The following is a 26081-nucleotide window of genomic DNA, read 5'->3' as shown; positions in this document are numbered from 1 at the left end:
CTGGAGACTTTTCCATGAACCGACTCGTGCGCGTCTGGAACCACTTCGAGGAAGGCGCCATCGCCTTCCTGCTGGCGGCCATGACGCTGGTGACCTTCGTCTACGTGGTGATGACCAACGTCTTCACCCTGTTCTATGACCTGGGCGACCGCCTGCCGTCGATCCAGGGGCCGTTCTACGCCATCGGCGACGCGATCCTCGGCGTCGCCCAGGACATGTCCTGGAGCAACGCGCTGACCAAGGCGCTATTCGCCTGGCTGATCTTCTTCGGCATCGCCTATGGCGTGCGCACCGCCGGCCACCTGGGCGTGGACGCGCTGGTTCGGTTGGCACCGCGCCCGGTGCAGCGCTGCATCGGCGTGCTCGCCTGCCTCTGCTGCCTGGGCTATGCCGGGCTGTTCATGGTCGCCAGCTTCGACTGGGTTAAGACCCTCTTCATTGCCGGCATCGGCGCGGAAGACCTCGACCACTTCGGCATCCTCCAGGCTTACATCGCGGTAATCGTACCCATCGGCTTCGGCCTGGTGGTACTGCGCTACCTGGAAATCCTCGTCAACCTGTTGCGCGGCCGCCAGCTCGGTCTGGGCCTCGCCGACGAGGCCGCGGAAGCCTCGAAGCTGGCCGGTGAAGACGCCGCGGAGAGCCGCCCATGACCGTGATGATCCTGTTCCTCCTGTTGTTCGTCTTCATGTTCATCGGCGTGCCCATTGCCATTTCCCTGGGCCTGTCCGGCGCGCTGACGATCCTCCTGTTCAGCCCCGACTCGGTGCGTTCGCTGGCGATCAAGCTGTTCGAGACGTCCGAGGCCTACACGCTGCTGGCGATCCCGTTCTTCCTGCTTTCCGGCGCCTTCATGACCACCGGCGGCGTGGCCCGTCGGCTGATCGACTTCGCCAATGCCTGCGTCGGTCACATCCGTGGCGGCCTGGCGATTGCCGCGGTGCTGGCGTGCATGCTGTTCGCCGCGCTGTCGGGTTCCTCACCGGCGACCGTGGCGGCGGTGGGTTCGGTTGCCGTGGCCGGTATGGTGCGTTCGGGCTACCCGCGCGAGTTCGGCGCCGGGATCATCTGCAATGCCGGCACCCTGGGCATCCTGATTCCGCCGTCGATCGTCATGGTGGTTTACTCGGCCGCCACCGAGACCTCGGTGGGCAAACTGTTCGTTGCCGGCGTGGTGCCGGGCCTGCTGCTGGGCGTGATCCTGATGGTGGTGATCTACATCGTCGCGCGGGTGAAGAAGCTGCCCGCGCAGCCGCGCGCCAGCCTGCGCGAATGGCTGTCCGCCGCGCGCCGGGCGATCTGGGGCCTGTTGCTGCTGGTGATCATCCTCGGCGGCATATACTCCGGGCTGTTCACGCCCACCGAGGCGGCGGCGGTGGCGGCGGTCTACTCGGCCTTCGTCGCGCTGTTCGTCTACAAGGACATGCGCCTGCGCGACTGCCCCAAGGTGCTGGTGGATTCCGGGCGGCTGAGCATCATGCTGATGTTCATCATCGCCAACGCCATGCTGTTCGCCCACGTGCTGACCACCGAGCAGATTCCCCAGCAGATCACCGAGTGGGTGATGCAGGAAGGACTGACGCCGATTGGCTTCCTGCTGATGGTCAACGTGGTGCTGCTGGTGGCCGGCAGCTTCATGGAGCCCTCGGCCATCGTGCTGATCCTGGCGCCGATCTTCTTCCCCATCGCCATGCGCCTGGGGATCGACCCGATCCACTTAGGGATAGTCATGGTGGTGAACATGGAGATCGGCCTGGTGCATCCGCCGGTGGGACTCAACCTGTTCGTCACCTCGGCGGTCACCGGCCTGCCGCTGGGCGCGACCATCCGCGCGGCGCTGCCGTGGCTGATGATCCTGCTGTTGTTCCTGATCCTGGTGACCTACGTGCCCTATATCTCGCTGGCGCTGCCCCACGCGCTGGGCATGTGACAGGGGCATGTGACAGGTTGTCGCGGCCCCATGAGCCTGCTGTCAAAACAACGGCTTATGGGGCCCATCACTACGACTAAGGATTGGTAAGACCATGGTCGTATGGTTCGGGGGAGGGTGTCGCCGTTACAACTTAAGGCAACAAAAACAACACTCTTCACCGAGGTAGAACGCCATGACAGCGGCATCCGTGTACCCCGTGCGTCCCGAAGTGGCCGCGACCACTCTGACCGACGAGGCCACCTACAAGAAGCTGTACCAGCAGTCGGTGGTCAACCCCGACGGATTCTGGCGCGAACAGGCCCAGCGCATCGACTGGATCAAGCCGTTCACCAAGGTCAAGCAGACCTCCTTCGACGATCACCACGTGGACATCAAGTGGTTCGCCGACGGCACCCTGAACCTCTCCTACAACTGCCTCGACCGCCACCTGGCCGAGCGCGGCGACCAGCTCGCCATCATCTGGGAAGGCGACGATCCTTCCGAGCACAAGGAAATCACCTACCGCGAGCTGCACGAGCAGGTCTGCAAGTTCGCCAACGCCCTGCGTGGCCAGGACGTGCACCGTGGCGACGTGGTGACCATCTACATGCCGATGATCCCGGAAGCCGTGGTCGCCATGCTGGCCTGCGCCCGCATCGGCGCGATCCACTCCGTGGTGTTTGGCGGCTTCTCTCCCGAAGCCCTGGCCGGCCGCATCATCGACTGCCGCTCCAAGGTAGTGATCACCGCGGACGAAGGTCTGCGCGGCGGCAAGAAGACCCCGCTCAAGGCCAATGTCGACGACGCGCTGACCAACCCGGAAACCAACAGCGTGCAGAAGATCATCGTCTGCAAGCGCACCGGCTCGCCCATCAAGTGGAACCAGCACCGCGACGTGTGGTTCGAGGACCTGATGAAGGTCGCCGGCTCCACCTGCGCACCGAAGGAAATGGGCGCCGAGGACCCGCTGTTCATCCTCTACACCTCCGGCTCCACCGGCAAACCCAAGGGCGTGCTGCACACCACCGGCGGCTACCTGGTCTACGCCTCGCTGACCCATGAGCGGGTGTTCGACTACCGCCCGGGCGAAGTCTTCTGGTGCACCGCCGACATCGGCTGGGTCACCGGTCACACCTACGTCGTCTATGGCCCGCTGGCCAACGGCGCGACCACCGTGCTGTTCGAGGGCGTGCCGAACTACCCGGACATCTCCCGCGTCGCAAAGATCGTCGACAAGCACAAGGTCAACATCCTCTACACCGCCCCGACCGCCATCCGCGCCATGATGGCCGAGGGCAAGGCCGCGGTCGAAGGCGCCGACGGTTCCAGCCTGCGCCTGCTGGGTTCGGTGGGCGAGCCGATCAACCCGGAAGCCTGGCAGTGGTACTACGAGACCGTTGGCCAGTCGCGCTGCCCGATCGTCGACACCTGGTGGCAGACCGAAACCGGCGCCTGCCTGATGACCCCGCTGCCGGGCGCCCACGGCCTGAAGCCGGGCTCCGCTGCCAAGCCGTTCTTCGGCGTGGTGCCGGCGCTGGTGGACAACCTGGGCAACATCCTGGAAGGGGCCACCGAGGGCAACCTGGTGATCCTGGACTCCTGGCCGGGCCAGGCGCGCACCCTGTACGGCGACCACGACCGCTACGTGGACACCTACTTCAAGACCTTCAAGGGCATGTACTTCACCGGTGATGGTGCCCGTCGCGATGAGGACGGCTACTACTGGATCACCGGCCGCGTCGATGACGTGCTCAACGTCTCCGGCCACCGCATGGGCACCGCCGAGATCGAGAGCGCCCTCGTCGCCCACCCGAAAGTGGCCGAGGCCGCAGTGGTTGGCGTACCGCACGACATCAAAGGGCAGGGCATCTACGTCTACGTCACCCTGAATTCCGGCGAGGAAAGCAACGAGCAGCTGCGCCAGGAACTGCGTGCCTGGGTACGCAAGGAAATCGGCCCGATCGCCACGCCGGACGTGATCCAGTGGGCGCCCGGCCTGCCGAAGACCCGCTCGGGCAAGATCATGCGCCGCATCCTGCGCAAGATCGCCACAGCCGAGTACGATTCGCTGGGTGACATCTCCACCCTGGCCGATCCAGGTGTGGTGCAGCACCTGATCGACACGCACCAGGCCATGCGCGCGGCCTGATCCGCCGCCCGATGAAAAACGCCCCGCTAGCCGGGGCGTTTTTTTCCCATTTCCAGATGGATCAAGCTTGTTCGTTCCGCAGTATTCCTTTTCTAGCCCGCTTGAAATATCGAACGCGTGATGCGTATTTTGTACGCGCTCGCGCGCCTCGCGCGGCGTCCTGTGACAAGGACAAAAGAACAAGGATAAGAAGTCATGAGTAGCGATCCAGGAATCCCACTCGCCGAGCGTCTGGCTGGAGTGGAAGAGATCGAGTGTGTCACCCCCGACCTCAACGGGGTGCCGCGTGGCAAGGTAATGACCGGCGAGGGCTTCCTCACCGGGCGCCGGCTGCAACTGGCCCGTGGCGTCCTGCTGCAATGCATCATGGGCGGCTACCCGGCCGCGAAGTTCTACGGCAGCGACGATGGCGACCTCGCCCTGATCGCCGAGCCGAGCCAGATTCACCGCCTGCCGTGGAGCGACGAGCCTCGCGCCTTCGCCATCTGCGATGCGGTGGAACTCGACGGCAAGCCTTCCGGCCTGTCCACCCGCGGCCTGCTCAAGCAGGTGGTTGCGCGCTACGCCGAACGCGGCTGGAGCCCGGTGGTGGCGACCGAGTTGGAGTTCTTCGTCTTCGCCCCCAACCCCGATCCGCAAGAAGCCTTCCAGGCGCCGGTCGGCCTCGACGGTCGCCGTGAGATCGGCCACTCCGCTTTCAGCGTGTCGTCCAACAATGGCCTGCGACCGTTCTTCCAGGACGTCTACCGCTGCATGGAGGCGGTAGGGCTGGAACGCGACACCTTCATGCACGAGATGGGCACCACCCAGTTCGAGATCAACTTCCTGCACGGCGACCCGGTACTGCTGGCCGACCAGACTTTCCTGTTCAAGCACCTGCTCAAGGAAGTCGCGCTCAAGCACGGCTTGATCGTCGTTTGCATGGCCAAGCCGCTGGCGCATACGCCGGGCAGTTCGATGCATATCCACCAGAGCATCGTCGATGGCGACGGCCGCAATATCTTCAGCGACGCCCGGGGCGAGGCCACGCCGGCGTTCCGCCACTTCATCGGCGGCCTGCAGGCGTGCCTGTCGGACTTCACCCTGCTGTTCGCGCCGAACGTGAACTCCTTCCAGCGCCTGTGCCATCCGTATGCCTCGCCGAACAACGCCTGCTGGTCCCACGACAACCGCGCCGCCGGCCTGCGCATTCCTGCCAGTGCGCCGGTGGCCCGTCGTGTGGAGAACCGCTTGCCGGGCGCCGACGCCAATCCCTATTTGGCCATTGCCGCTAGCCTGGCTGCCGGCCTACACGGCATCGAGCGCGCGCTGGAACCCACGGCGCCGATCCAGGGCGAGTTCGAGGTGCCGCCGGAGCTGCTGCTGCCCTGCACTATGTATGACGCACTGCGGCGCCTGCAGCGCAGTGAACTGGCCCGCGAGGTGTTCGGCAACGAGTTCATCGACGGCTATAGCGCGACCAAGTCCATGGAGCTGACCAGCTTCTTCGACGAAATCACCCCGTGGGAGCGCCGCGTTCTCGCAGCGCAAGCCTGAGGCGCATGATCTGATTTGAAGTCGCTGACACAGTTGCGCCGAAACCAGGTGCAGCTGTGATCGGCAGCCATCTTCTGGCGATCTTCAGGCCATCCTCGTTCATCCCGCCGCCATCCTTCGAAACGCCCCACATGACCGTGCGCGACACGCGCTATTCCGGGCCCGGCAGCCCTCTCGACGCGCCGATTGGCAAGCTCTAAGGTGTGAGCGCAAGTCCCGCTTTCCGCTGCCCGGCACGTAGTGCCGGGGTTGTCCTGGACCAGGAGGTCCAATGCTTCGGATCGTCACTGCCTTCCGCGCTCTGTACTTCGCCGCCGTCATGCTCCTGACCGGTTCCGGTCTGCTCAGTACCTACCTCGCGCTGCGCCTGGGCGCGGAGAAGGTCGATGGGCTGTGGATCGGCGCCATGATGGCCGCCTACTACCTCGGCCTGGTGCTGGGCGGCAAGATCGGCCACCGCCTGATTGCCCGCGTCGGCCACATCCGCGCCTACGTTGCCTGTGGCGGGTTGGTGACCGCTGCGGTGCTGGGCATCGGCCTGTTGCCCTGGCTGGGCTTCTGGCTGGTGCTGCGGGTCGCCATCGGCCTGGGGATGATGTGCCAGTACATGGTCATCGAGAGCTGGCTCAACGAGCAGGCCGAGGCGCGCCAGCGCGGCGTGGTGTTCGCCGGCTACATGGTCGCCTCCTATCTGGGGCTGGTGCTCGGCCAACTGGTGCTGGTGGTGCATCCGGGGCTGGGCCCGGAGCTGCCGATGCTGATCGCGCTATGCTTCGCCCTGTCGCTGATCCCGGTGGCGATCACCCACAAGGTCCACCCCGCGCCGCTGCGCCCGGCTCCACTGGAGCCGCGCTTCTTCATCCAGCGTGTGCCGCAGTCGCTGACCACGGTGCTGGTGTCCGGGCTGGTGGTCGGTTCGTTCTACGGTCTGGCGCCGCTCTATGCAGTGGATCAAGGGTTGGGTACCGAGGAGATCGGCCTGTTCATGGGCGGCTGCATCTTCGCCGGATTGCTGGTGCAGTGGCCGCTGGGCTGGCTGTCGGACCGCATCGACCGCGCCGTGCTGATCCGCAACGCTGCCATTCTGCTGTTGATAGTTGCCTTGCCGCTGGCGCTGTTGCCGCTATTGCCGGTTCCGCCGATCTCGTTGGCGTGGCTGCTGCCGATGGGCTTCATCGTCTGCCTGGTGCAGTTCACCCTGTATCCGCTGGCGGTGGCCTTCTCCAACGATCACGTCGAAGGCGAGCGCCGCGTCTCGCTGACGGCGATGCTGCTGGTGACGTTCGGCGTCGGCGCCTGTATCGGCCCGCTGGCGGCCGGCGCGCTGATGAAGCTGTTCGGCAGCAACATGCTCTACGCCTTCGTCTGCGCCTGCTCGCTGATCCTCATCTGGCGCGTGCAGCCGGAGAAGGTCAGCGGTGTGCACCGGGTCGACGAGGCGCCGGTCAAACACGTTGCCACGCCGGACAGCCTGGCGTCTTCGCCGCTGTCCGCCGCCCTCGACCCGCGGGTCGACGAAGCGGCCGTGAAAGAGCAGATGACGAGTAACGACAACACCGCGCCAGCGCCCGAGACGGAAACCGAAGCCGAGGAAGAAAGCCGGCCCGCGTGAGGCCACAAGGGAAGGGCGGCAAGAACTTGCCGCCCGGAGCGAACTAGAACAGCTCGTCCTTCTCGAAGCGCCGGGCTTCGCGTTGCAGCTGGTAGACGAAGCGCTCGATGTTGCGCTGCGCCAGGCCGCTCATCTGGTGGAAGCGCATGCCGGCGAAGCTGTAGCCGACCTTTTCCTCGAAGTGCACGTGGCGCAGTTCGACTTCCATGGTCAGGGCGCCGAAGGGTAGGCGTGCGGTGAACTCTTCATAGACCTGGCCGGGTTGCAGGCGCTCGGTGGCGTTGCCTTCCAGGCGGATCTTGCAGCCGGTGGCAGAGATGTCGATCAGGCTGCCCTTGAGCGGCGACTTCAGCTTGCTGCCGCCGATCTCCACGGCCACCGGCTGGCCTTGGCTGACGGGGGCGCGGAAGGCGTTGCGGCGCTGGTGGTAGAGCATCTCGGCGGGTACCGGCAGCCAATAGCAGCGGGCGCCGTCGATCTCGGAGAAGAAAGCGTTCTGGGTGTTTTCCCAGGCGATGCGCACGCCTTCGTGGAAGGCTTCGATGCGGAATTGCTCGCCGTTCTGCAGGAAACGTTCGCCGTCGTTGGGGATGAGCTCATCAAGGGCAACGATGTTGCGCTCGCGGTTGATTTCGACGACGAAGCTCTGGAAGCGTTGGCCTCGGCCTTCGAAGGTAATCACCAGGGGATCGTGACTGTCCATCAGCATTTTCAGGCTGGCGTGGATCTCCACCGGAGCTTTCAACACCTTCGGTGGTTGAGGGCCATTTTCCTCGGCGAACAGATTGGACACGGTCCGCGGGTCTCCATTGTGTTTGTTATGAGTGGTGCACGGGGCAGGGCCGGATAGTGGCATTCTGCCCTAGCGCTGGCCTTCAGGCCAGAGGAGTTCAGGCCTGGCTGAGCGGACGCTGGCGGTTGCTCTGGGTGGAGCCGCCGTAACGGTCATAGAGTCGCGGAGTTTCCTGGCCACGCAGGATATCGAGCGTGCGCTCGGTACTGGTCTGGCCAGAACGGATGATGCGGCCGTTGCGCTGGTTGGCTTCCTGGCAGCGTTCGAGCAGGGCACCGAGCTCCTGCGCACGAGGGGTGAGAGCGGCGTTGCCGGTCGCCTGGGCGATTTGCGCAAGGCCCTCGCTATCAGCGCTGACCCCGGCCTGTTGCAGTGCCTGAGTGCGGATGCGACCGTTCTGCTCGAGCTGATGCAGCAGTGGTAGCTTGCTGTCGAGCAGCTTCTGCAACTGGTCCAGGTCGCGGGCTTGCAGCGCCTGGTACTCGTCGTCGATCAGCTGCAGCAGGTTGCTGGCTGCTTCGATGTCGCCGTTGATCAGAGAAAGCAGGGCATCGGACATCTTGGGCTCGGCGTACTAGCGGTTGACCAGGCGCTGAACGAACTCAGCGCTGGGATTCGAAATCGAGCAGCTTGCTGGCGACTTTCTGGCTGTCGACCTGGTAGCTGCCGTCAGCGATGGCCGCCTTGATGCGGGCCACTTTCTCGTTGTCGACCACGGGCTGGTCCTTCAGTTGATCGCTTACTTTCTGCAATTGCTGCGCGGTGTCGCTCAGCTGTACCGACTCGCCGCTCTTGGCCGGGGCGTTGACGGAGGCATTCTCTGCTGCGGCTTCGCTGCGACCGCTCTGGGCAGCACTGCTACGGCCAGTGCTGGCTGTCGTAGAGGCCGGGTTCAGCCGGTTGAAGTCGATGACCATGGTGGAAACCTCTGGAGGTATTGGACGCTTGCCAAGCTTTTCGGCCGTCTTGAGAGAAACTTTAGGCCGAATTTTCGTGCGCCTGAGCACATTTTGCAGAGGGCTGCGTCCATCATGCCAGAAAAAGCCCGGCGCCGAGCGCTACAGGGTGACTTCCACCGCTCCCGGCTCGACCACACGAGCCTTGACGATACGCTGGGAGCGCAGGTTGCGCACGCGGATCTGCTCGCCGGTTACCCCATCGGACAACGCTTCGCCGGGCATGAACACGTTGATCGAACTGGTCCTGGCGCGGATCACCACTTGGTCGCCCTTGCGCACGGCGGCGGCCTGTTCGAGGAACACCGGCGCCAGCACCTGGTCGTTGACCGTCGGGCGCTTGAGCTTCATGCCGACTACCTGGTTGGGGTCAGTCAGATAGCCCTGGCTCAGTTGGCCGACGTCCCGTTCGACGACGCTGATATCACCGGGCTCGACGACATGATTGCGCTGCAGGGGCAGAGTGGTGACGACAACTTGGCGGAATAACTTGACCGTCGCCGGCACGAATACCGTCCAGGGCGAACTGCCTTCGCAGAGCACTCGCACGGTGACCCGACCAACGGGCTGCGCCGGGCTTTCCAGCTTTTGTGTCAGGTCTTTGTCGCACTCCGCCAGGCGCAGGCGGGGATCGATGCGCGCGACTTCGATCTCGTAACGGGCGTCTATGCCGGAAGTCTGCAGATAATCTTCCACCTTGAACTCAAGAAAGCCCTGGGTGGAGCCGATAAGGATTTCAGGCGCAGTGAAGCCTTCCGCCCCAGCCGGGGAGAGGGTCAGCGCACCCGTCATGCCGAGTAGCGCAGCCATCAGGGCGCGCGCGTGTCTCAGCTGTCGGAAAAATGTCGTTGCTAGTTTCATGCAACGATCCAAGCAATGGTCATGCCGCCTTCGTGAGTCGGGCGGCGTTGCGTGCACAGGAGGCTCAATGGCCGGAGTCATGGATTCGGTCAACCAGCGTACGCAGCTGGTTGGCCAGAATCGTCTCGAACTGCTGCTGTTCCGCTTGAACGGCAGTCAGCTGTACGGGATCAACGTGTTCAAGGTGAAGGAGGTGCTGCAGTGCCCCCGCCTGACCGTGATGCCCAAATCAAGCCAGGTGGTGCGCGGGGTGGCGAACATCCGTGGCGGCACCATTCCGATCCTCGACCTGGCGCTGGCCACGGGGCGTCACGCCCTGCGGGACATCGCCAACAGCTTCGTGATCATCACCGAGTACAACACCAAGGTGCAGGGCTTCCTGGTGCACTCGGTGGAGCGCATCGTCAACATGAACTGGGAGTCGATCCATCCGCCACCCAAGGGAACCGGCCGTGACCACTACCTGACGGCGGTGACGCGGGTCGACAACCAGTTGGTGGAAATCATCGACGTGGAGAAGATCCTCGCCGAAGTGGCGCCGACGTCGGAGGACATCTCCGAGGGCGTACTGGATGCCGAGACCCAGGCCCGCGCGGTCAGCAAGCGCGTTCTGGTGGTGGACGACTCCTCCGTGGCGCGCAAGCAACTGGTGCGTTGCCTGGAGACCGTCGGCGTGGAAGTGCTGGCACTCAACGACGGCCGCCAAGCGCTGGATTACCTGCACCAGATGGTGGAAGCCGGCGGGCATCCGGGCACTGATCTGCTGATGGTGATCTCGGATATCGAGATGCCGGAAATGGATGGCTACACGCTCACGGCGGAAATCCGTCACGACCCGCGCATGCAGGATCTGCACATTCTCCTGCATACTTCGTTGTCCGGGGTGTTCAACCAGGCGATGGTGAGAAAGGTCGGCGCTGACGACTTCCTCGCCAAGTTCCGTCCCGATGACCTGGCGGCCCGCGTGTCGGACCGCATCAAGGCAGTGGATGGCGCATCGGCCTGATGCCGGCGTGACGAGATGCGGGCAGCGCCGGTGCCGCCCGCATCGTCTATGGTTTTTTGAGCACCGGTCAGGCAGTTGCCGTCGTTTTGCCGGCAGCTGTCCACGAGCAAAGAGGCTTATCTGTGACATCCACCAATTCTGAATTCGAGCTGTTCCGGGATTTCCTGGAGAAGACCTGCGGCATCCTCCTGGGCGCCAACAAGCAGTACCTGGTCTCCAGCCGCTTGAACAAGTTGATGGAGCAGCAGGGCATCAAGTCCCTGGGCGAGCTGGTACAGAAGATCCAGATGCGCAGCCAGCTGCGCGAGCAGGTGGTCGATGCGATGACCACCAACGAGACCCTGTGGTTTCGCGATACCTATCCCTTCGAGGTGCTGAAAAACCGCGTGCTGCCGGAGATGATCAAGGCCTCCCCTGGTCAGCGCCTGCGTATCTGGTCGGCGGCTTGCTCGTCGGGGCAGGAGCCGTACTCGCTGTCCATGGCCATCGACGAGTTCGAGCGCACCAACCTCGGCCAGTTGAAGGCGGGGGTGCAGATCGTCGCCACCGACTTGTCCGGCTCCATGCTCACCGCCTGCAAGGCCGGTGAGTACGACAGCCTGGCCATTGGCCGTGGCTTGTCGCAGGAGCGCCTGGCGCGCTACTTCGACCAGAAGACGCCGGGGCGCTGGACGGTCAAGCCACCGATCAAGAGCCGCGTGGAATTCCGCGCGCTGAACCTGCTGGACAGCTACGCCACGCTGGGCAAGTTCGACATGGTGTTCTGCCGCAACGTGCTGATCTATTTCTCGGCCGAAGTGAAGCGCGACATCCTCCTGCGTATCCATGCCACGCTCAAGCCTGGCGGCTACCTGTTCCTTGGCGCTTCCGAAGCGCTCAACGCGCTGCCGGACCACTACCAGATGGTCCAGTGCAGCCCGGGGATCATCTACAAGGCCAAGTGATTGGCCGACGCCCCGCCTGTTCGGGCGGGGTTCTTGCTGCTTTCCTTTTATCAGTCGCGGGCTCCGTCCGCGCTTTTTGCTTATGCGGTCCCGGTAACGATCGGGCGCGCTGCCGTAGACGTGCCCGTCGGGCGGCAAAACGCAGCAGGAAGCTTGCCGCCTTGCCCCCGGCGGCAAGGAAAGCGATTGCCGCTTTGCCGCTGTTTGCCGCCCCTTGCCGCTATTCAGATTCCCTCAAGCCCTTGATTATCAAGGGAATGAAGATGTGGCACGCACCTTGCTGAAGTGTTGGCAAGCCCACACCGGCAAACAGGTTCGTGACCATGAGCATCAGCTTCGACAAAGCCCTCGGCATCCACCAGCAAGCGCTGAACTTCCGCTCCCAGCGCGCTGAAGTCCTGGCCAATAACCTGGCCAACGCCGACACGCCCAACTACAAGGCGCGCGACCTGGATTTCGCCTCGGTGCTGGCGGCCCAGTCGGACAAGATGAAGAACGGCACCTTCAGCGCAACCCTGACCAATTCGCATCACATTGCCGCCGATGGTTTCGGCATGGGTGACGAGTCGGTGAAGTACCGCATCCCGAACCAGCCTTCGGTCGACCAGAACACCGTCGACGAACAGATCGAGCAAGCCAACTACGCGGAGAACTCCGTGCAGTTCCAGGCCTCGTTCACTTTCCTCAACAGCAAATTCAAAGGGCTGATGAACGCCCTGCGCGGGGAGTAATCGCCATGTCGCTCGCCAGTGTCTTCAATATCGCCGGTACCGGCATGAGTGCCCAGACCACTCGTCTGAACACTACCGCGTCGAACATCGCCAACGCCGAGAGCGTCTCCTCGAGCATCGACCAGACCTACCGCGCCCGTCACCCGGTGTTCTCCACCATGCTGCAGAACGCCCAGGGCGGCGACCAGGGCTCGCTGTTCGGCGAGACCGACCAGGCTGGTTCCGGTGTGCAGGTGCTGGGCGTGGTCGAGGACCAGAGCCCGCTGGTGCCGCGCTACGAGCCGAACCATCCGGCCGCCGACAAGGACGGCTACGTTTACTACCCCAACGTCAACGTGGTGGAGGAGATGGCCGACATGATCTCCGCCAGCCGTTCGTTCCAGAGCAACGCGGAAATGATGAACACCGCCAAGCAGATGATGCAGAAGGTCCTGACCCTGGGTCAGTAAGCGCAGAGGACGCCCCATGAGCATCAATACCGATAACAGTGCTTCGAGTTCGATCCTGTCGTCACTGAACGCCGGATCCAAGAGCTCGTCGTCGACCGCCGAGACCGGCACCAGTGCGCTGGGCAAGGATTCCTTCCTGCAGTTGCTGGTCACCCAGTTGAACAACCAGAACCCGCTGGACCCGCAGGACAACACCGAGTTCGTCTCCCAGCTGGCGCAATTCAGCAGCCTGGAAAGCATGCAGAACCTGGATACCACCCTGGGCACCTTCTATTCCTCGTTCCAGTCTTCCCAGGCCCTGCAGGCGTCTTCGCTGGTCGGCCGCTCGGTGATCGTCAACTCCAGCAAGGTGCAGGTCGACGATCCGTCCGCGGGCGTCAAGGGCTCGCTGGTGATGCCGTCCAAGGGCGATGGCGTGACCCTGAAGATCTACGACGACTCGGGTGATCTGGTGCGCACCGTCGATATGGGCAGCCAGAAGGCCGGCAACATTGACTTCAAGTGGGATGGCAAGGACGACAGCGGCGAGCTGGTGGGTGCTGGCACCTACACCGTCAAGGCGAGCGCCAGCCTGGACGGTACCAGTACCGCCCTGACCACCTACCTGCCGGCCACGGTCAACAGCGTCACGCTGGGCCAGAACGGCGGGGAAATGTCCCTGAACCTGGCTGGCATCGGCGCCGTTTCCGCCTCCAGCATTCAGACCATCGGAAAATAACGCCGCGTTTCGGCACAGGAGCAACACATGTCTTTCAATACCGCCCTGAGTGGACTCAACGCCGCGTCGATGGACCTGAACGTCACCGGCAACAACATTGCCAACGTCGGCACCACCGGCTTCAAATCCTCGCGGACCGAGTTCGCCGACCTCTACGCTTCCTCGATGCTCGGCACCGGCCGCATCGCCGTGGGTAACGGCGTGGTCACCCAGGCCGTTTCGCAGCAGTTCACTCAGGGCAACCTGAGCACCACCGGTCGCAGCCTGGACCTGGCAGTGAGCGGCAACGGCTTCTTCATGACCAGCGACAACGGCAGCCGCGTCTACACCCGCAACGGCACCTTCAATACCGACGCCAGCGGCTACATCGTCGATGGTTCGGGCAATCGCCTGCAGGGTTATGGCGTCAATGGCAACGGCAACATCGTCAATGGCGTGATCACCGACCTTAAGGTCGACACCGCCAACCAGCCGCCGAGCCCGACCTCGAAGATCACTTCGACCCTGAGCCTTAATTCCAACGCGACGACGCCCAAGACCACGCCGTTCGATGCGACTGACTCGGACAGCTACAACTGGTCGACCTCTGTGGACATCTACGACTCCCAGGGCAATTCGCACACCATGACGAACTACTTCGTCAAGGACAGCGCCAATAACTGGAGCATGTACACGCTGGTGGATGGACGTAACCCGCAGACCCCGACAAGCACTACGCCGCTGAGCAGCGACATCACCTTCAACAGCGCCGGCCAGCTGACGGGCATTACCTCCACCGGCATGACCGTCAACGCCGACAACACCATGACTCTGACCGGCTGGACTCCTGCGGCTGTCACCGACTCCACCACCAACCCGGTGACCTGGGGTGCCAATGGCGCAGCGGGTACTGCTGGCGGTATCAGCATCGACCTGACCAAGACTACCCAGACCAACGGCGCCTTTGCCGTCACCGCGGTGACCCAGGATGGCTATGCCACGGGGCAGATGTCCGGCCTGTCCTTCGCCGAAGATGGGCAGATGTACGCCACTTACACCAACGGCCAGTCCAAGGTGATCGGTCAGGTGATTCTGGCCAACTTCGCCAATACCCAGGGCCTGACCCCTGTGGGCAACACCGGCTGGAAGCAGTCGCTGGCCTCGGGCGAGGCAGTGATCGGCACGCCGACATCCGGCACCCTCGGCGCGGTCGGCTCGGGCACCCTGGAAGACTCCAACGTCGACCTGACCGCGCAGCTGGTGAACCTGATCGTGGCGCAGCGCAACTACCAGGCGAACGCCAAGACCGTCCAGACCGAAAGCACCATCTCCGACACCATCATCAACCTGCGTTGATGACGTCCCCTTGCCGCAGGCGGCAGTCCTTCGCCGCCTGACGGCCATCGAGGCTCCTTCGGGAGCCTTTCTTTTTTGATATTTCCATGAATATCAATGTCTTGAGTTTCATTTTGCAGTTCTGGCACAGCCCTTGCTGAAGTCACTCCAACACCGCCGGGAATCCGACTCGGCACTGGAGGATTGCCTTGGACAGAATGCTGTATGTCGCCATGAGCGGCGCGAGCCAGAACACTAAAGCCATGCAGGCTCACGCCAACAACCTGGCGAACATCTCCACGACCGGTTTCCGCCGTGACTTCGAGCAAGCTCGCGCGATGCCCGTGTTCGGCGACAGCTTTCCGGCGCGCGTCTTCGCCATGAGCGAACGCCCGGCGACCGACTTCACCACCGGCTCCCTGCAGGAAACCGGCCGTGACCTGGACGTTGCCGCCAAGGGTGATTCCTGGATTGCCGTGCAGGCACCGGACGGCAGCGAAGCCTACGTGCGCACTGGCAGCCTGGAGATCGATGCCCTCGGCCAGCTGCGCACCAGCGACGGCATGCCGGTGATGGGCAACGGCGGGCCGATCGCGATTCCCCCGGAAGAAAAGATCGACATCGGCGAGGACGGCACCATCACCATCCGCGGCCAGGGCAACAACCCCAATGCGCTGGCCACCGTCGACCGCATCAAGCTCGTGACTCCCGATGCCAAGCAACTGGAGAAGGGCAGCGATGGCCTCATCCGCATGAAGTCCGGTCAGCCCGCTCCCCCGGTCGACGCCAACGCTAGCGTGCAGTCCGGCGTGCTGGAAGCCAGCAACGTCAATGCTGTCGACGAGATGACCTCGATCCTGGCGCTGTCTCGCCAGTTCGAGTTGCACGTGAAGATGATGAAAACCGCCGAAGAAGACTCCCAGTCGATGGCGCGTGTTTTGCAATTCAGCTGATAGAAACTGATTAACCGTTCGAGGCGCCACGAAACCGGCGCCCGAGGAGAACGACATGCTTCCGGCACTTTGGGTCAGCAAGACCGGTCTGTCCGCCCAGGACATGAACCTGACCACCATCTCGAACAACCTGGCGAACGTGTCCACCACGGGCTTCAAGCGCGACCGCGCGGAGTTCCAGGACCTGCTCTACCAGATCAAGCGTCAGCCCGGCGCCAACTCGACGCAGGACACCCAGCTGCCTTCGGGCCTGCAACTGGGTACCGGTGTGCGCATCGTCGGCACCCAGAAGAACTTCACCGCCGGTAGCCTGCAGACCACTGACAACCCGCTGGACATGGCGGTCAACGGCCGTGGCTTCTTCCAGGTGCTGACTCCGGACGGCACCGTCGCCTATACCCGCGACGGCAGCTTCCACCTGAACTCCGACGGCCAGATCGTAACCTCCAACGGCAATGCCCTGGAGCCGGCCATCATCGTGCCGCCGGAAACCCAGACCTTCACCGTCGGCAACGACGGCACCGTCTCGGTCACCGTTGCCGGCAACGCCACGCCGCAGATCATCGGCAACATCCAGACCGCCGACTTCATCAACCCGGCCGGCCTGCAAGCCACCGGCAACAACCTGTTCCTGGAAACCGCCGCCAGCGGCGCGCCCCAAGTCGGCACCCCTGGCCTGAACGGTCTGGGCACCACCCTGCAGAACACCCTGGAGAACTCCAACGTCAGCGTGGTGGAGGAGATGGTGAACATGATCACCACCCAGCGCGCCTACGAGATGAACTCCAAGGTGATCTCCACCGCCGACCAAATGCTCTCCTTCGTCACCCAGAACCTGTAAGTCCTGATCCCGTAGTCGCTCTCCCCGAGAGGTAGCTGTAGATGAACCGTTCCCACCTCCTTCCGCTGCTGGCCATCGCCGCGTTGGCAGGGTGCGTGAGCCCGCCGCCCAAGCCGGACGATCCCTATTACGCTCCGGTGTTGCCGCGCACCCCTGCGCCGGCCGCCCAGAACAACGGGTCGATCTACCAGGCCGGGTTCGAGAACAACCTCTACGGCGACCGCAAGGCCTTCCGCGTGGGTGACATCATCACCATCACCCTCAACGAGAAGACCCAGGCCAGCAAGAAGGCCAGCTCGGACATCTCCAAGGACAGCAAGACCAAGATGGGGCTGACCTCGATGTTCGGCAGCGGCCTGACCACCAACAACCCGGTGGGTGGCGGTGACCTCAGCCTCTCCGCCGAGTACGGCGGCTCGCGCGATGCCAAGGGCGACAGCCAGGCAGGGCAGAGCAACAGCCTGACCGGCTCGATCACCGTCACCGTGGCCGATGTCATGCCCAACGGCATCCTCGCCGTGCGGGGCGAGAAGTGGATGACCCTGAACACCGGCAACGAGCTGGTGCGCATCGCCGGCCTGATCCGCGCCGACGACATCGCCACCGACAACACCGTCGCTTCCACCCGTGTGGCCGATGCGCGCATCACCTACTCGGGCACCGGTGCGTTCGCCGATGCGAGCCAGCCGGGCTGGTTCGATCGCTTCTTCCTCAGCCCGCTGTTCCCGTTCTGAGGGTGATGACGATGACTGCCGTTCGCAAGGTATCCCACGGCCTGCTCTGCACGCTCCGCCTCGGTGGCGCGCTGCTGCTCTGCGCGCTGTTCGCCGTGCCGGCCGCCCATGCCGAGCGGCTCAAGGACATCGCCAGCATCCAGGGCGTGCGCAATAACCAGCTGATCGGCTACGGCCTGGTTGTCGGCCTCAATGGCACGGGCGACCAGACCACGCAGACGCCGTTCACCGTGCAGACCTTCAATAACATGCTGGCGCAGTTCGGCATCAAGGTGCCGGCCGGCACGGGCAACGTGCAGTTGAAGAACGTCGCGGCGGTGTCCATCCACGCCGATCTGCCACCGTTCTCCAAACCAGGCCAGGTCATCGATGTCACGGTGTCTTCCATCGGCAATTCCAAGAGCCTGCGCGGCGGCAGCCTGCTGATGACCCAGCTCAAGGGTATCGACGGTCAGACCTACGCCATTGCCCAGGGCAACCTGGTGGTCGGCGGCTTCGACGCCGAAGGTCGCGATGGCTCGAAGATTACCGTCAACGTACCGTCGGCCGGTCGCATCCCCGGTGGCGCCACCGTCGAGCGCGCGGTGCCCAGTGGCTTCGACCAGGGCAACACCCTGACCCTGAACCTCAACCGCCCGGATTTCACCACCGCCAAGCACATCGTCGACCGCATCAACGAACTGCTTGGCCCGGGCGTCGCCCAGGCCGTGGACGGCGGCTCGGTGCGCGTCAGCGCGCCGCTGGATCCGAGCCAGCGCGTGGACTACATGTCCGTGCTGGAGAACCTCGAAGTACAGTCCGGCGAGGCGGTGGCCAAGGTCATCATCAACTCGCGCACCGGCACCATCGTGATTGGCCAGAATGTGCGCGTGTCGCCGGCCGCCGTGACCCACGGCAGCCTGACCGTGACCATCACCGAAGACCCCATCGTCAGCCAGCCCGGCCCGTTCTCCAACGGCCAGACCGCCGTGGTGCCGCGCTCGAACGTGAGCGCCAACCAGGAAGCCAAACCGATGTTCAAGTTCGGCCCCGGCACCACGCTGGATGAAATCGTACGCGCCGTTAACCAGGTGGGCGCCGCGCCCAGCGACCTGATGGCGATCCTCGAAGCCCTGAAACAGGCCGGCGCGCTGCAAGCCGACCTGATCGTGATCTGAGGACGCCGCCGTGGACGCCCGACTGCTTTCTGCTGGTACCTCCACTACCGACTCCGGTTCCTATTCCGACCTCAATCGCCTGTCGGCGATGAAGACCGGCGCAAACCGCGACAGCGCGGGGAACATCCGCAAGGTCGCCCAGGAGTTCGAATCGCTGTTCATGAACGAGATGCTGAAATCCATGCGCTCGGCCAACGAGGTGTTCGCCAAGGACAACCCGATGAACAGCGAAGCGGCCAAGCAGTACCAGGACATGTACGACCATCAGCTTTCTGTGTCCCTGGCTACGCAGGGGCATGGCATCGGCCTGGCCGACGTGCTGGTCAAGCAGATGGAGAAGATGCAGGGCGTCCGCCACACCGGCAACAATCCCTTCGCCCAGACTGGGGCGCAGGCGGTCGCCGACGCCACTCGGAGCGCCACAGCCACCGCTGCAGCATCAGACCGGCAGAAGACCCCGAGCGTGTTTGCCGCCAACGGCAAGGCCTTGCCGCAACCCGAAGCCGGTCGTGATGATCGCCAGGCGCTGAACTCCCGCCGTCTCGCGCTGCCGGGCAAGCTCGCCCAGCGTATTGCTGCAGGCCTCGTGCCGGGCGCCGATAGCTCCGTCGCATCCACCGCCAACCAGCCGGCGCAGCTGGCCAGCAACGACTGGCGCGGCAGCCGGGCCTATACGAAGCAGATCGACACCACCGTGCCGGTGGCCGATATCGATGCTTCGGCTATCTCCACCAAGCCGGGCAAGTCGATGTTCGCCTCGGCCGACGACTTCATCAGTACCATGCTGCCCATGGCCGAACGCGCGGCCAAGCGCATCGGCGTCGATCCGCGCTACCTGGTGGCCCAGGCCGCGCTGGAAACCGGCTGGGGCAAGAAGATGATCGCCCAGCGTGATGGCAGCAGCAGCCACAACCTGTTCGGCATCAAAACCGGCTCGAGCTGGAAGGGCGACTCCGCCCGCGCCACCACCACCGAATTCGAGAAAGGCAAGGAAGTGAAGGAAGTGGCTTCGTTCCGCGCCTACAACTCCTTCGAGCAGAGCTTCCAGGACTACGTCAGCTTCCTGCAGAACAACGATCGCTACCAGGGCGCGCTGGATTCCGCCGCGCGCCCGGATCAGTTCATGAAGGAACTGCAGCGCGCCGGCTACGCCACCGACCCGCAGTACGCGCGCAAGGTGAACCAGATCGCCAAGCAGATGCAGGTCTACCAGACCGTCGCGATGGCCGACACCCCGACTCGCACACTGTGAAGCCCTGTACAAAGGACTGCGCTAAGGAAAGACCATGAGCCTCCTATCCATCGGACTGTCCGGCCTCAACGCCTCGCAAGCGGCGCTGAGCACCACCGGCAACAACATCACCAACGTCAACACGGCCGGCTATACCCGCCAGACGACGTCGCAGGTGACCTCCGCGGAGCAGTTCGCAGGGCAGTACTACGTCGGTACCGGTACCACGGTGCAGGACGTCCGCCGGATGTACAGCGAGTTCCTGGCCAACCAGCTGCGCGGCTCCACGTCGGTGAACAGCGATGCGCAGACCTACCTGTCGCAGGTCAACCAGATCGATTCGCTGCTGTCCGACAGCACTACCGGTCTGTCCAAGGTGATGCAGAATTTCTTCGCCTCGCTGCAGACCGCCGCCGCGACGCCGACCGACGCCGCCTCGCGCCAACTGGTGCTGACGCAGGCCGCGAACCTGGCGCAGCGCTTCAACTCGATTTCCACCCAGCTGGGCACCCAGAACAGCTACGTCAACACGCAGATGGACAGCCTGGCCGGACAGGTTACCGACCTGGCCAGGACCATCGCCCAGTACAACCAGGCAATCATCGCGGCCGAGGCCGGTGGCGCCAGCGCCAACGACCTGCAGGACAAGCGCGACCAGGCGGTGCTTCAGCTCTCCGACATGGTCGGCGTCAGCGTGGTCAAGCAGGGCAGCAGCCTCAACCTTTACCTGGGCTCCGGCCAGCCGCTGGTGGTGGGCGCCAATTCCTCCACCCTGACCGCCGGCCCGAGCGCCAACAACCCGTCGCAATTCAGCCTGAGCCTGAGTTCCGGCAGCTCGACCATGGACGTCACCTCGGTGGTCACCGGTGGCCAGATGGGCGGCCTGCTGCGCTACCGCAGCGACGTGCTGGATACCACCCAGAACGAACTGGGGCGCATGGCTATCGTCCTCGCCGACACCTTCAACAGCCAGCTCGCCCAGGGCCTGGACCTGAACGGCAACTTCGGCGCGCAGCTGTTCAAGGACATCAACGATGCCAGCGTCATCGGCAACCGCAGCCTGGCCAACACCCATAACACCGGCACCGGCAACCTCAACGTCAACATTACCGACAGCGGCGCGCTGACCACCAGTGACTACGAGGTGACCTTCACCTCCGCCACCGGCTACACCATCAAGCGCTCCTCAGACGGCTCCGTGCTGGGCACGGGCGACCTGACCGACAACCCGCCCAAGGAGTTCGACGGCTTCAGCATCAGCCAGCAGAGCGTTGGCACCGTGCAGGCGGGCGACCGCTTCACGGTGATCCCGACGCGCACCGCAGCTTCGGACATCTCGGTCACCATGACCGACTCCAACCGCCTGGCCTTCGCCTCCCCGGTGGTCGCCAGCACGACCACTGGCAATGAAGGCAGCGGCACCATCAGCGGCACCACCCTGTCCAGCAAGCTGGATGCCAGCAACGGCGCCGCGCTGAGCGCCTCGATCAAGGCCGGGCTGCCGGTGAAGCTGGTCTTCGACGCGGCCAGCGGCGGCACCCAGGGCTACACCATCTACGATTCGGCGGGCAATCCACTGGGCACCGGCAATATCGTGCCGGGCCAGAGCAACGACATCAGCATCACTGTGCCGGGCTCGCCCCCGTTCAGCTTCCAGACCACCATCGGCGGTTATCCAGCGGACGGCGACAGCTTCGGCGTGGCCTTCAACAGCAACGGCGATGCCGACAATACCAACGCTCAGAAGCTGATCGACCTGCAGACAGCCAAGACCGTCGGCAGCGGCACGGGCAGCGGCAGCGGCATGAGCTTGACCGGCGCGTACAGCAGCTTGACCGAGACCGTCGGCGCCACGGCCAACCAGGCCAAGCTCGACGCCACCGCCACCGAGGCGGTGCTGACCCAGGCGCAAGGCAGCCGCGACTCATTGTCGGCGGTGAACCTCGATGAAGAGGCGGCCAACCTGGTGAAGTTCCAGCAGTACTACACGGCCTCCGCGCAGATCATCAAGACTGCGCAGACGCTCTTCGACACCCTGATCAACAACATCTGAGGAGGCTGAAATGGTTGTGCGAATTTCCACCCCGCAGATCTTCAACTCGAACATCGACAACTACAACCGCGGCTACGCCAGTCTCTCCAAGCTGCAGGAGCAGATATCCAGCGGCACGCGAATCCAGACCCCTGCCGACGACCCTGTCGGAGCTGCGCGCCTGCTGCAACTGGAACAGCAGCAGGCGCTGCTGACCCAGTACAGCGGCAACATGACGTCCGCGACCAACAGCCTGAACCAGGAGCAGAGCGTCCTCGACTCCATCACCACCGCCCTGCAGCGTGCGCGCGAACTGACGCTGCGCGCTGGCGACGGTTCGATGACTGACGAGGACCGCGGCGCCATCAGCGATGAACTGGGCGAGATCCAGAATCAACTGCTGACCCTGATGAACAGCAAGGACGCCAGCGGCAACTACCTGTTCTCCGGCAGCAAAAGCACCGTGCAGCCCTTCGTGCAGAACGCCGACGGCAGCTTCAGCTACCAGGGCGACCAGAGTTCCCTCAAGCTGCAGATATCCGACAACCTGACGATGTCGACCAACGACAACGGCTGGAGCATCTTCGAGATGGCGGCCAACGCCAGCCGGACCGCCAGCTCGCTGGCGAGCAATCCCAACGCTGACGGCATCCAGCGCGCCTTCCTGTCCCAGGGCAACGTCACCAACGACAGCAACTACAACGCCAGCTTCCGCAATGGTGCGCCGTACACGCTGAACGTACTCAATGGGACGCAGTACCAGATCCTCGACAAGAACGGCAACGACGTTACCAGTGAAGCCACCACCAACGGCGTGTACGACGCCACGTCCACCGACAGCAACGCCATCAACTTCCGTGGCGCGCAGTTCCAGCTGGATGTCTCGCTGCAGAAGACCGATGACGCCAGCACCATGGACACCCTGGTAGGCGGCTACAGCTTCAGCTTCGGCGCGGCGGCGGAAAGCATGTCGGTCAAGCGCAGCGCCACCAACACCTCGACGGCGCAGATCACCTCGGCCTCGGTGAGCAACAGCACGGCCTATACCACGCAGTTCCCCAGCAGTGGCGTGCAGCTCAAGTTCACCAGTGCCACCGCCTACGAAGTTTATGCGCTACCCACCAGCCAAGGCGCTTCGCCGCTGTCCACCGGCACCCTCGGCGCGACCTTCCCGCAAACCGTGACCGTGGCCGGCGTCGACATGAGCATCAGCGCGGCACCGGCTGCCGGCGACCAGTTCAGCGTCACCGCCAGCTCGCCGGAGCGGCAGAACATCCTCAACACCATCGGCGACCTGCGCAACGCACTGAATACCTCCACCGCAGGCAACCCGCAGGCGCAGCTGAACATCCGCAACATGGTGGCCACCGCACTCACCAACCTGGACAAGGCAAGCGACCAAGTGCTTGCGACCCAGTCGTCGATTGGCGCGCGACTCAACACCATCGATGTGCTCACCCAGGAAAACCAGAGCCTGGCGCTGACCAATACCACCACGCAGTCGTCGATCCGTGACACCGACATGGCCGCCGCGACTTCTCAGCTGGTCCTGCAGCAGACCATGCTCGAAGCGGCTCAGGCCGCGTTCGCGCGGATCAGCCAGCTCAGCCTGTTCAACAAACTCTGATTCATCCAGCCCGCCGGTAACGGCGGGCACTCATTTCGGAAGACACGCATATGGGCGATATCGACTTCAGTTCCAAAGGCCGCCAGTTGATCGAGATGTACGGGCAGATGGCCCGCGAAGGCTACGACCGCAGCGATGAGCAGCACGTCGAGGTGGCTTTCAGCGACTTCGAGTTGCGCCCATTCCGCCCGCAGATCCGCGAGATCCTGCAGAACCATGCCATTCGCAACGTGCTGGACTACGGCTGCGGCGGTTCGGACTGGAACATGCCCGGCTTTGACGACAACGGCCAGTCGGCGGTGCAGTACTTCAATCTCGAATCGGCCTACCGCTACGAGCCGGCGCGCGGTATCGATGAGCGTCGGAAAGTCGACTGCGTGGTGTCCTTCGACGTGCTCGAACACATCTTCGTCGCCGACGTGCCCAAGGTTCTGCGTGACATCTATTCGTGTGCAGACCGGCTGGTAATCCTCAACGTCGCCTGCTATCCGGCGCAGGCGCTGCTGCCCAACGGCGAGAATGCCCACATCACGGTGCGCCAGCCGCTGTGGTGGAAGGGCATGGTCGATTGCATCACGCCTGAATTCCCCAACGTGACCACTTGCCTGATCTGCTCCACTGCATGGCGCCAGGCCACCGGCTTCCCGCAATGGAGCGGCAACGGCTGGCAGGCCAGCGAGACGTTCGTCATCGCCAACTGATGGGTTTCTGATCGACAAGAGAAAGCCTCCCTTGCGGAGGCTTTTTCTTCCCGGCGGGGAACAGTTTGCGGGGGGGCAATCCTGTAGGAGCGAGCTTGCTCGCGAACCCGGATTTGCAGTGAAACTTGTTCGCGAGCAAGCTCGCTCCTACGAAAAGCCAAAGAAAAAGCCCGGCATTGGCCGGGCTTTGTTGTTGCTGCGATCTGTCAGTCCAGTCGCTTGAACACGCAGAAGCCACGGTGGTGGACCTTGTCGTCCAGCAGTTGGCCCTGGTACAGCAGGAAGAAGCCCTGCTCGTAGAAGTGCCGCACGTTGGCGAAGAACTTGGTGTCGTTCATCTTCAGGTCGTTGCTCTCGATGACCACGATGCCGCCAGGCTTGAGCAGGTTTTTCAGGTCGGCAACATAGTCGGGCATCGGCTTGCCGATCCACACATGCACGGCGAAGGAGAAGATCACGTCGAACAGATCCGGTTCGCTGGCGCGCAGGTCTTCGTAAGTGCAGGTGCGGAATTCGCAGTTCTTCACCCTATGGTATTGCGCCAGGCGCTCGGCAATGCGGATCAGCGAGTCGTTGTTGTCGAAGCCGAGGTAGCTGCCGACTTTCTGTGCCACTTCGATACCGAAGCAGCCGATGTTGCAGCCGATGTCCAGCACGCGGTCGGTGGGCGAGAGCCATTTTTCCAGCGCATAGCGCTCCATGCGGAACAGCGTCGGGCGCGCACCGGGCAGGTCCCAGCCTTCGTGACCCTGGTACAGCTCCTTGTTGGCACCGAATACCTGGGACTGAGAGAAGAAGTTCTCATGCACATCCAGCTTGCAGTCGCGCCATTGGCTGTCTTCCGGCGCAGCCTCCGGGCTGCGCAGGTAGCAGAGCACATCGTTGCCATCCACCAGGTTCAGTTGTTCGCGCAGGTTGTGCTCGGCCCAGACTTCCAGCACATCCGGCGAGGACGGCACGGCAGCACGGCGGATCAGCACCGGCGCGTGGCGGCCTTCGAACTGCAGGAAGCCTTGGTAGTAGAAATAGCCCATGCGGATGTAGGGCACGTGCTCGTACGGCGCGGGGTAAACGATGCCATTGCCGGACTCGAAGAACAGCGGGGCGATCTTCTGCACCAGTTCCTTCGGATCGAACAGCGCCTGCAGGTTCAGGGTGCCGGACTCGATACGCTGCCAGCCGGTGACTGCCAGCAGGTCGTCACGCTGGCCAGGGTTCTGCTCCATGATTGCCTTGGCGCCGGGCGGGCCGCCGGCGGTGGCGGCGTTGCTCGAGCGAGCGAAGACACGGGCCTTGCCGAAGAAGCTGCTGGCCTCGGCCTGGCGCATGCCCTGGAGCATTTCCAGCTGAGCGAGCAGGTCGGCGGTGTCGGCGCGCTTCTCGTAAGTGGAGAGGCTGGCCAGCCAGTGGTAGGCCTCTTCCAGGTGGCCCTGGAACAGCGCCAGGGTCGCCAGGGTGTTGCGCGCTTCGAAGTCTTCCGCGTCCAACTGCACGGCCAGGTGCAGGTACGGGTGGGCTTCGTCGTAGCGATGCAGGCGAACCAGCAGGCGGCCGAGCAGGCTGTTCACCGCAGCGTTGTCCGGCACGCTGCGTTGGATGTGCAGCAGGTGTTCCAGGGCTTCGTCGTTGTGCTTGCCCAGCTCACCCAAGGCGATGGCCAGGCTCAGGCGCACCGGCAGGTCGTCGGGACGCTCGCCATGCAGCTCGCGCAAGGCGGTGACGGCGGCTTCGCGCTGGCCGCTCTGGAGCAGTTGCTGGGCCTGGGCAGTGCGGGCTTCAAAAGGTTGGGACACGGTGGTTCTCCTCCAAGCGGAGTCGCTGGCG

24 protein-coding genes are annotated in these 26081 nt (G+C 63.8%); 19 read left to right on the top strand and 5 right to left on the bottom strand.

What is annotated here, in order from left to right; translation table 11 throughout:
• Positions 1-14 precede the first annotated feature (14 nt).
• The 5 genes from ACIPK7_RS08635 to ACIPK7_RS08615 all read left to right on the top strand — a co-directional run bounded on the left by ACIPK7_RS08635 (position 15) and on the right by ACIPK7_RS08615 (position 7209).
• Positions 15-653: a TRAP transporter small permease gene (locus ACIPK7_RS08635; protein WP_192431914.1), complete on the top strand. Its 639-nt coding sequence runs from the start codon at positions 15-17 to the stop codon at positions 651-653.
• Positions 650-1930 carry a C4-dicarboxylate TRAP transporter large permease protein DctM gene (gene dctM / locus ACIPK7_RS08630; RefSeq protein ID WP_401087153.1) on the top strand — a complete coding sequence of 427 codons (1281 nt, stop codon included), beginning with the start codon at positions 650-652 and terminating at the stop codon, positions 1928-1930. Before ACIPK7_RS08635 ends, dctM begins: the two co-directional genes overlap by 4 nt.
• A gap of 175 nt (positions 1931-2105) precedes the next feature.
• A complete protein-coding gene (gene acs, locus ACIPK7_RS08625; protein ID WP_401087151.1) occupies positions 2106-4061 on the top strand; it encodes an acetate--CoA ligase in 1956 nt (651 codons plus the stop codon).
• A gap of 297 nt (positions 4062-4358) precedes the next feature.
• The gene (locus ACIPK7_RS08620; RefSeq protein ID WP_401087395.1) at positions 4359-5597 is read left to right on the top strand and encodes a glutamine synthetase family protein; all 1239 of its coding nucleotides are present in this window, start codon (positions 4359-4361) and stop codon (positions 5595-5597) included.
• 271 nt (positions 5598-5868) lie between these two features.
• Positions 5869-7209, top strand: coding sequence for an MFS transporter (locus tag ACIPK7_RS08615; RefSeq protein ID WP_192431916.1), 1341 nt, complete (start codon positions 5869-5871; stop codon positions 7207-7209).
• 43 nt (positions 7210-7252) lie between these two features.
• On the opposite strand, the gene ACIPK7_RS08610 is transcribed toward ACIPK7_RS08615, so the two are convergent.
• From ACIPK7_RS08610 to flgA, 4 genes are all read right to left on the bottom strand, one after another.
• Positions 7253-8002 carry a flagellar brake protein gene (locus ACIPK7_RS08610; protein WP_192431917.1) on the bottom strand — a complete coding sequence of 250 codons (750 nt, stop codon included), beginning with the start codon at positions 8000-8002 and terminating at the stop codon, positions 7253-7255.
• Positions 8003-8099: 97 nt separating this feature from the next.
• On the bottom strand, positions 8100-8561 hold the full coding sequence (locus ACIPK7_RS08605; RefSeq protein ID WP_192431918.1) for a flagella synthesis protein FlgN: 462 nt from the start codon (positions 8559-8561) through the stop codon (positions 8100-8102).
• Between the two features lie 43 nt (positions 8562-8604).
• Entirely contained in the window at positions 8605-8919 is a 315-nt protein-coding gene (gene flgM, locus ACIPK7_RS08600; RefSeq protein WP_045212162.1) for a flagellar biosynthesis anti-sigma factor FlgM, read from the bottom strand.
• Between the two features lie 141 nt (positions 8920-9060).
• Positions 9061-9750 (bottom strand): flagellar basal body P-ring formation chaperone FlgA, encoded by a 690-nt coding sequence (gene flgA, locus ACIPK7_RS08595; protein WP_192432147.1) that lies wholly within the window; start codon positions 9748-9750, stop codon positions 9061-9063.
• 136 nt (positions 9751-9886) lie between these two features.
• Between flgA and ACIPK7_RS08590 the strand changes: the two genes are divergently transcribed.
• The 14 genes from ACIPK7_RS08590 to ACIPK7_RS08525 all read left to right on the top strand — a co-directional run bounded on the left by ACIPK7_RS08590 (position 9887) and on the right by ACIPK7_RS08525 (position 24257).
• Positions 9887-10825 carry a chemotaxis protein CheV gene (locus ACIPK7_RS08590; RefSeq protein ID WP_192431919.1) on the top strand — a complete coding sequence of 313 codons (939 nt, stop codon included), beginning with the start codon at positions 9887-9889 and terminating at the stop codon, positions 10823-10825.
• 122 nt (positions 10826-10947) lie between these two features.
• The gene (cheR, locus tag ACIPK7_RS08585; protein ID WP_192431920.1) at positions 10948-11769 is read left to right on the top strand and encodes a protein-glutamate O-methyltransferase CheR; all 822 of its coding nucleotides are present in this window, start codon (positions 10948-10950) and stop codon (positions 11767-11769) included.
• A 323-nt stretch (positions 11770-12092) separates the two neighbouring features.
• On the top strand, positions 12093-12500 hold the full coding sequence (gene flgB, locus ACIPK7_RS08580) for a flagellar basal body rod protein FlgB (protein WP_045212157.1): 408 nt from the start codon (positions 12093-12095) through the stop codon (positions 12498-12500).
• A 5-nt stretch (positions 12501-12505) separates the two neighbouring features.
• Positions 12506-12949, top strand: a complete 444-nt coding sequence (flgC, locus tag ACIPK7_RS08575) for a flagellar basal body rod protein FlgC (protein ID WP_045212156.1) — start codon at positions 12506-12508, stop codon at positions 12947-12949.
• A gap of 16 nt (positions 12950-12965) precedes the next feature.
• Positions 12966-13667: a flagellar hook assembly protein FlgD gene (gene flgD, locus ACIPK7_RS08570; RefSeq protein WP_192431921.1), complete on the top strand. Its 702-nt coding sequence runs from the start codon at positions 12966-12968 to the stop codon at positions 13665-13667.
• A 27-nt stretch (positions 13668-13694) separates the two neighbouring features.
• The gene (flgE, locus tag ACIPK7_RS08565) at positions 13695-15002 is read left to right on the top strand and encodes a flagellar hook protein FlgE (RefSeq protein WP_401087146.1); all 1308 of its coding nucleotides are present in this window, start codon (positions 13695-13697) and stop codon (positions 15000-15002) included.
• Between the two features lie 188 nt (positions 15003-15190).
• Complete coding sequence (gene flgF / locus ACIPK7_RS08560; RefSeq protein ID WP_401087144.1) at positions 15191-15934, top strand: flagellar basal-body rod protein FlgF; 744 nt, start codon at positions 15191-15193, stop codon at positions 15932-15934.
• A 55-nt stretch (positions 15935-15989) separates the two neighbouring features.
• Positions 15990-16775: a flagellar basal-body rod protein FlgG gene (gene flgG / locus ACIPK7_RS08555; RefSeq protein ID WP_138215106.1), complete on the top strand. Its 786-nt coding sequence runs from the start codon at positions 15990-15992 to the stop codon at positions 16773-16775.
• Positions 16776-16816: 41 nt separating this feature from the next.
• Positions 16817-17509 (top strand): flagellar basal body L-ring protein FlgH, encoded by a 693-nt coding sequence (gene flgH, locus ACIPK7_RS08550; protein WP_192431924.1) that lies wholly within the window; start codon positions 16817-16819, stop codon positions 17507-17509.
• A gap of 5 nt (positions 17510-17514) precedes the next feature.
• Entirely contained in the window at positions 17515-18666 is a 1152-nt protein-coding gene (locus tag ACIPK7_RS08545) for a flagellar basal body P-ring protein FlgI (RefSeq protein ID WP_401087142.1), read from the top strand.
• Positions 18667-18676: 10 nt separating this feature from the next.
• Complete coding sequence (gene flgJ, locus ACIPK7_RS08540) at positions 18677-19918, top strand: flagellar assembly peptidoglycan hydrolase FlgJ (RefSeq protein ID WP_401087140.1); 1242 nt, start codon at positions 18677-18679, stop codon at positions 19916-19918.
• Between the two features lie 34 nt (positions 19919-19952).
• Positions 19953-21950: a flagellar hook-associated protein FlgK gene (gene flgK, locus ACIPK7_RS08535; protein ID WP_401087138.1), complete on the top strand. Its 1998-nt coding sequence runs from the start codon at positions 19953-19955 to the stop codon at positions 21948-21950.
• A 10-nt stretch (positions 21951-21960) separates the two neighbouring features.
• Positions 21961-23556, top strand: a complete 1596-nt coding sequence (locus tag ACIPK7_RS08530) for a flagellar hook-associated protein 3 (RefSeq protein WP_225614805.1) — start codon at positions 21961-21963, stop codon at positions 23554-23556.
• A 50-nt stretch (positions 23557-23606) separates the two neighbouring features.
• Positions 23607-24257 carry a hypothetical protein gene (locus tag ACIPK7_RS08525; protein ID WP_192431927.1) on the top strand — a complete coding sequence of 217 codons (651 nt, stop codon included), beginning with the start codon at positions 23607-23609 and terminating at the stop codon, positions 24255-24257.
• 206 nt (positions 24258-24463) lie between these two features.
• Here the strand turns inward: ACIPK7_RS08525 and ACIPK7_RS08520 are convergent, their stop codons facing one another.
• Positions 24464-26050 (bottom strand): methyltransferase domain-containing protein, encoded by a 1587-nt coding sequence (locus ACIPK7_RS08520; RefSeq protein ID WP_192431928.1) that lies wholly within the window; start codon positions 26048-26050, stop codon positions 24464-24466.
• Positions 26051-26081 lie beyond the last annotated feature (31 nt).

The organism is Pseudomonas sp. NPDC086581 (assembly GCF_044746165.1).
In the GTDB taxonomy this organism is placed as follows: Bacteria; Pseudomonadota; Gammaproteobacteria; order Pseudomonadales; family Pseudomonadaceae; genus Pseudomonas.
The sequence above is the reverse complement of the archived record's forward strand: the minus strand, read 5'-3'. Positions and strand labels throughout refer to the sequence as shown.

Excerpts from the sequence above, each read along its gene's own strand:
- ACIPK7_RS08635 (WP_192431914.1), top strand. The coding sequence starts at position 15 with ATGAACCGACTCGTGCGCGTCTGGAACCACTTCGAGGAAGGCGCCATC.
- dctM (WP_401087153.1), top strand. The coding sequence starts at position 650 with ATGACCGTGATGATCCTGTTCCTCCTGTTGTTCGTCTTCATGTTCATC.
- acs (WP_401087151.1), top strand. The coding sequence starts at position 2,106 with ATGACAGCGGCATCCGTGTACCCCGTGCGTCCCGAAGTGGCCGCGACC.
- ACIPK7_RS08620 (WP_401087395.1), top strand. The coding sequence starts at position 4,359 with ATGACCGGCGAGGGCTTCCTCACCGGGCGCCGGCTGCAACTGGCCCGT.
- ACIPK7_RS08615 (WP_192431916.1), top strand. The coding sequence starts at position 5,869 with ATGCTTCGGATCGTCACTGCCTTCCGCGCTCTGTACTTCGCCGCCGTC.
- ACIPK7_RS08605 (WP_192431918.1), bottom strand. The coding sequence starts at position 8,561 with ATGTCCGATGCCCTGCTTTCTCTGATCAACGGCGACATCGAAGCAGCC.
- flgM (WP_045212162.1), bottom strand. The coding sequence starts at position 8,919 with ATGGTCATCGACTTCAACCGGCTGAACCCGGCCTCTACGACAGCCAGC.
- flgA (WP_192432147.1), bottom strand. The coding sequence starts at position 9,750 with ATGACGGGTGCGCTGACCCTCTCCCCGGCTGGGGCGGAAGGCTTCACT.
- ACIPK7_RS08590 (WP_192431919.1), top strand. The coding sequence starts at position 9,887 with ATGGCCGGAGTCATGGATTCGGTCAACCAGCGTACGCAGCTGGTTGGC.
- flgB (WP_045212157.1), top strand. The coding sequence starts at position 12,093 with ATGAGCATCAGCTTCGACAAAGCCCTCGGCATCCACCAGCAAGCGCTG.
- flgC (WP_045212156.1), top strand. The coding sequence starts at position 12,506 with ATGTCGCTCGCCAGTGTCTTCAATATCGCCGGTACCGGCATGAGTGCC.
- flgD (WP_192431921.1), top strand. The coding sequence starts at position 12,966 with ATGAGCATCAATACCGATAACAGTGCTTCGAGTTCGATCCTGTCGTCA.
- flgE (WP_401087146.1), top strand. The coding sequence starts at position 13,695 with ATGTCTTTCAATACCGCCCTGAGTGGACTCAACGCCGCGTCGATGGAC.
- flgG (WP_138215106.1), top strand. The coding sequence starts at position 15,990 with ATGCTTCCGGCACTTTGGGTCAGCAAGACCGGTCTGTCCGCCCAGGAC.
- flgH (WP_192431924.1), top strand. The coding sequence starts at position 16,817 with ATGAACCGTTCCCACCTCCTTCCGCTGCTGGCCATCGCCGCGTTGGCA.
- ACIPK7_RS08545 (WP_401087142.1), top strand. The coding sequence starts at position 17,515 with ATGACGATGACTGCCGTTCGCAAGGTATCCCACGGCCTGCTCTGCACG.
- flgK (WP_401087138.1), top strand. The coding sequence starts at position 19,953 with ATGAGCCTCCTATCCATCGGACTGTCCGGCCTCAACGCCTCGCAAGCG.
- ACIPK7_RS08530 (WP_225614805.1), top strand. The coding sequence starts at position 21,961 with ATGGTTGTGCGAATTTCCACCCCGCAGATCTTCAACTCGAACATCGAC.
- ACIPK7_RS08525 (WP_192431927.1), top strand. The coding sequence starts at position 23,607 with ATGGGCGATATCGACTTCAGTTCCAAAGGCCGCCAGTTGATCGAGATG.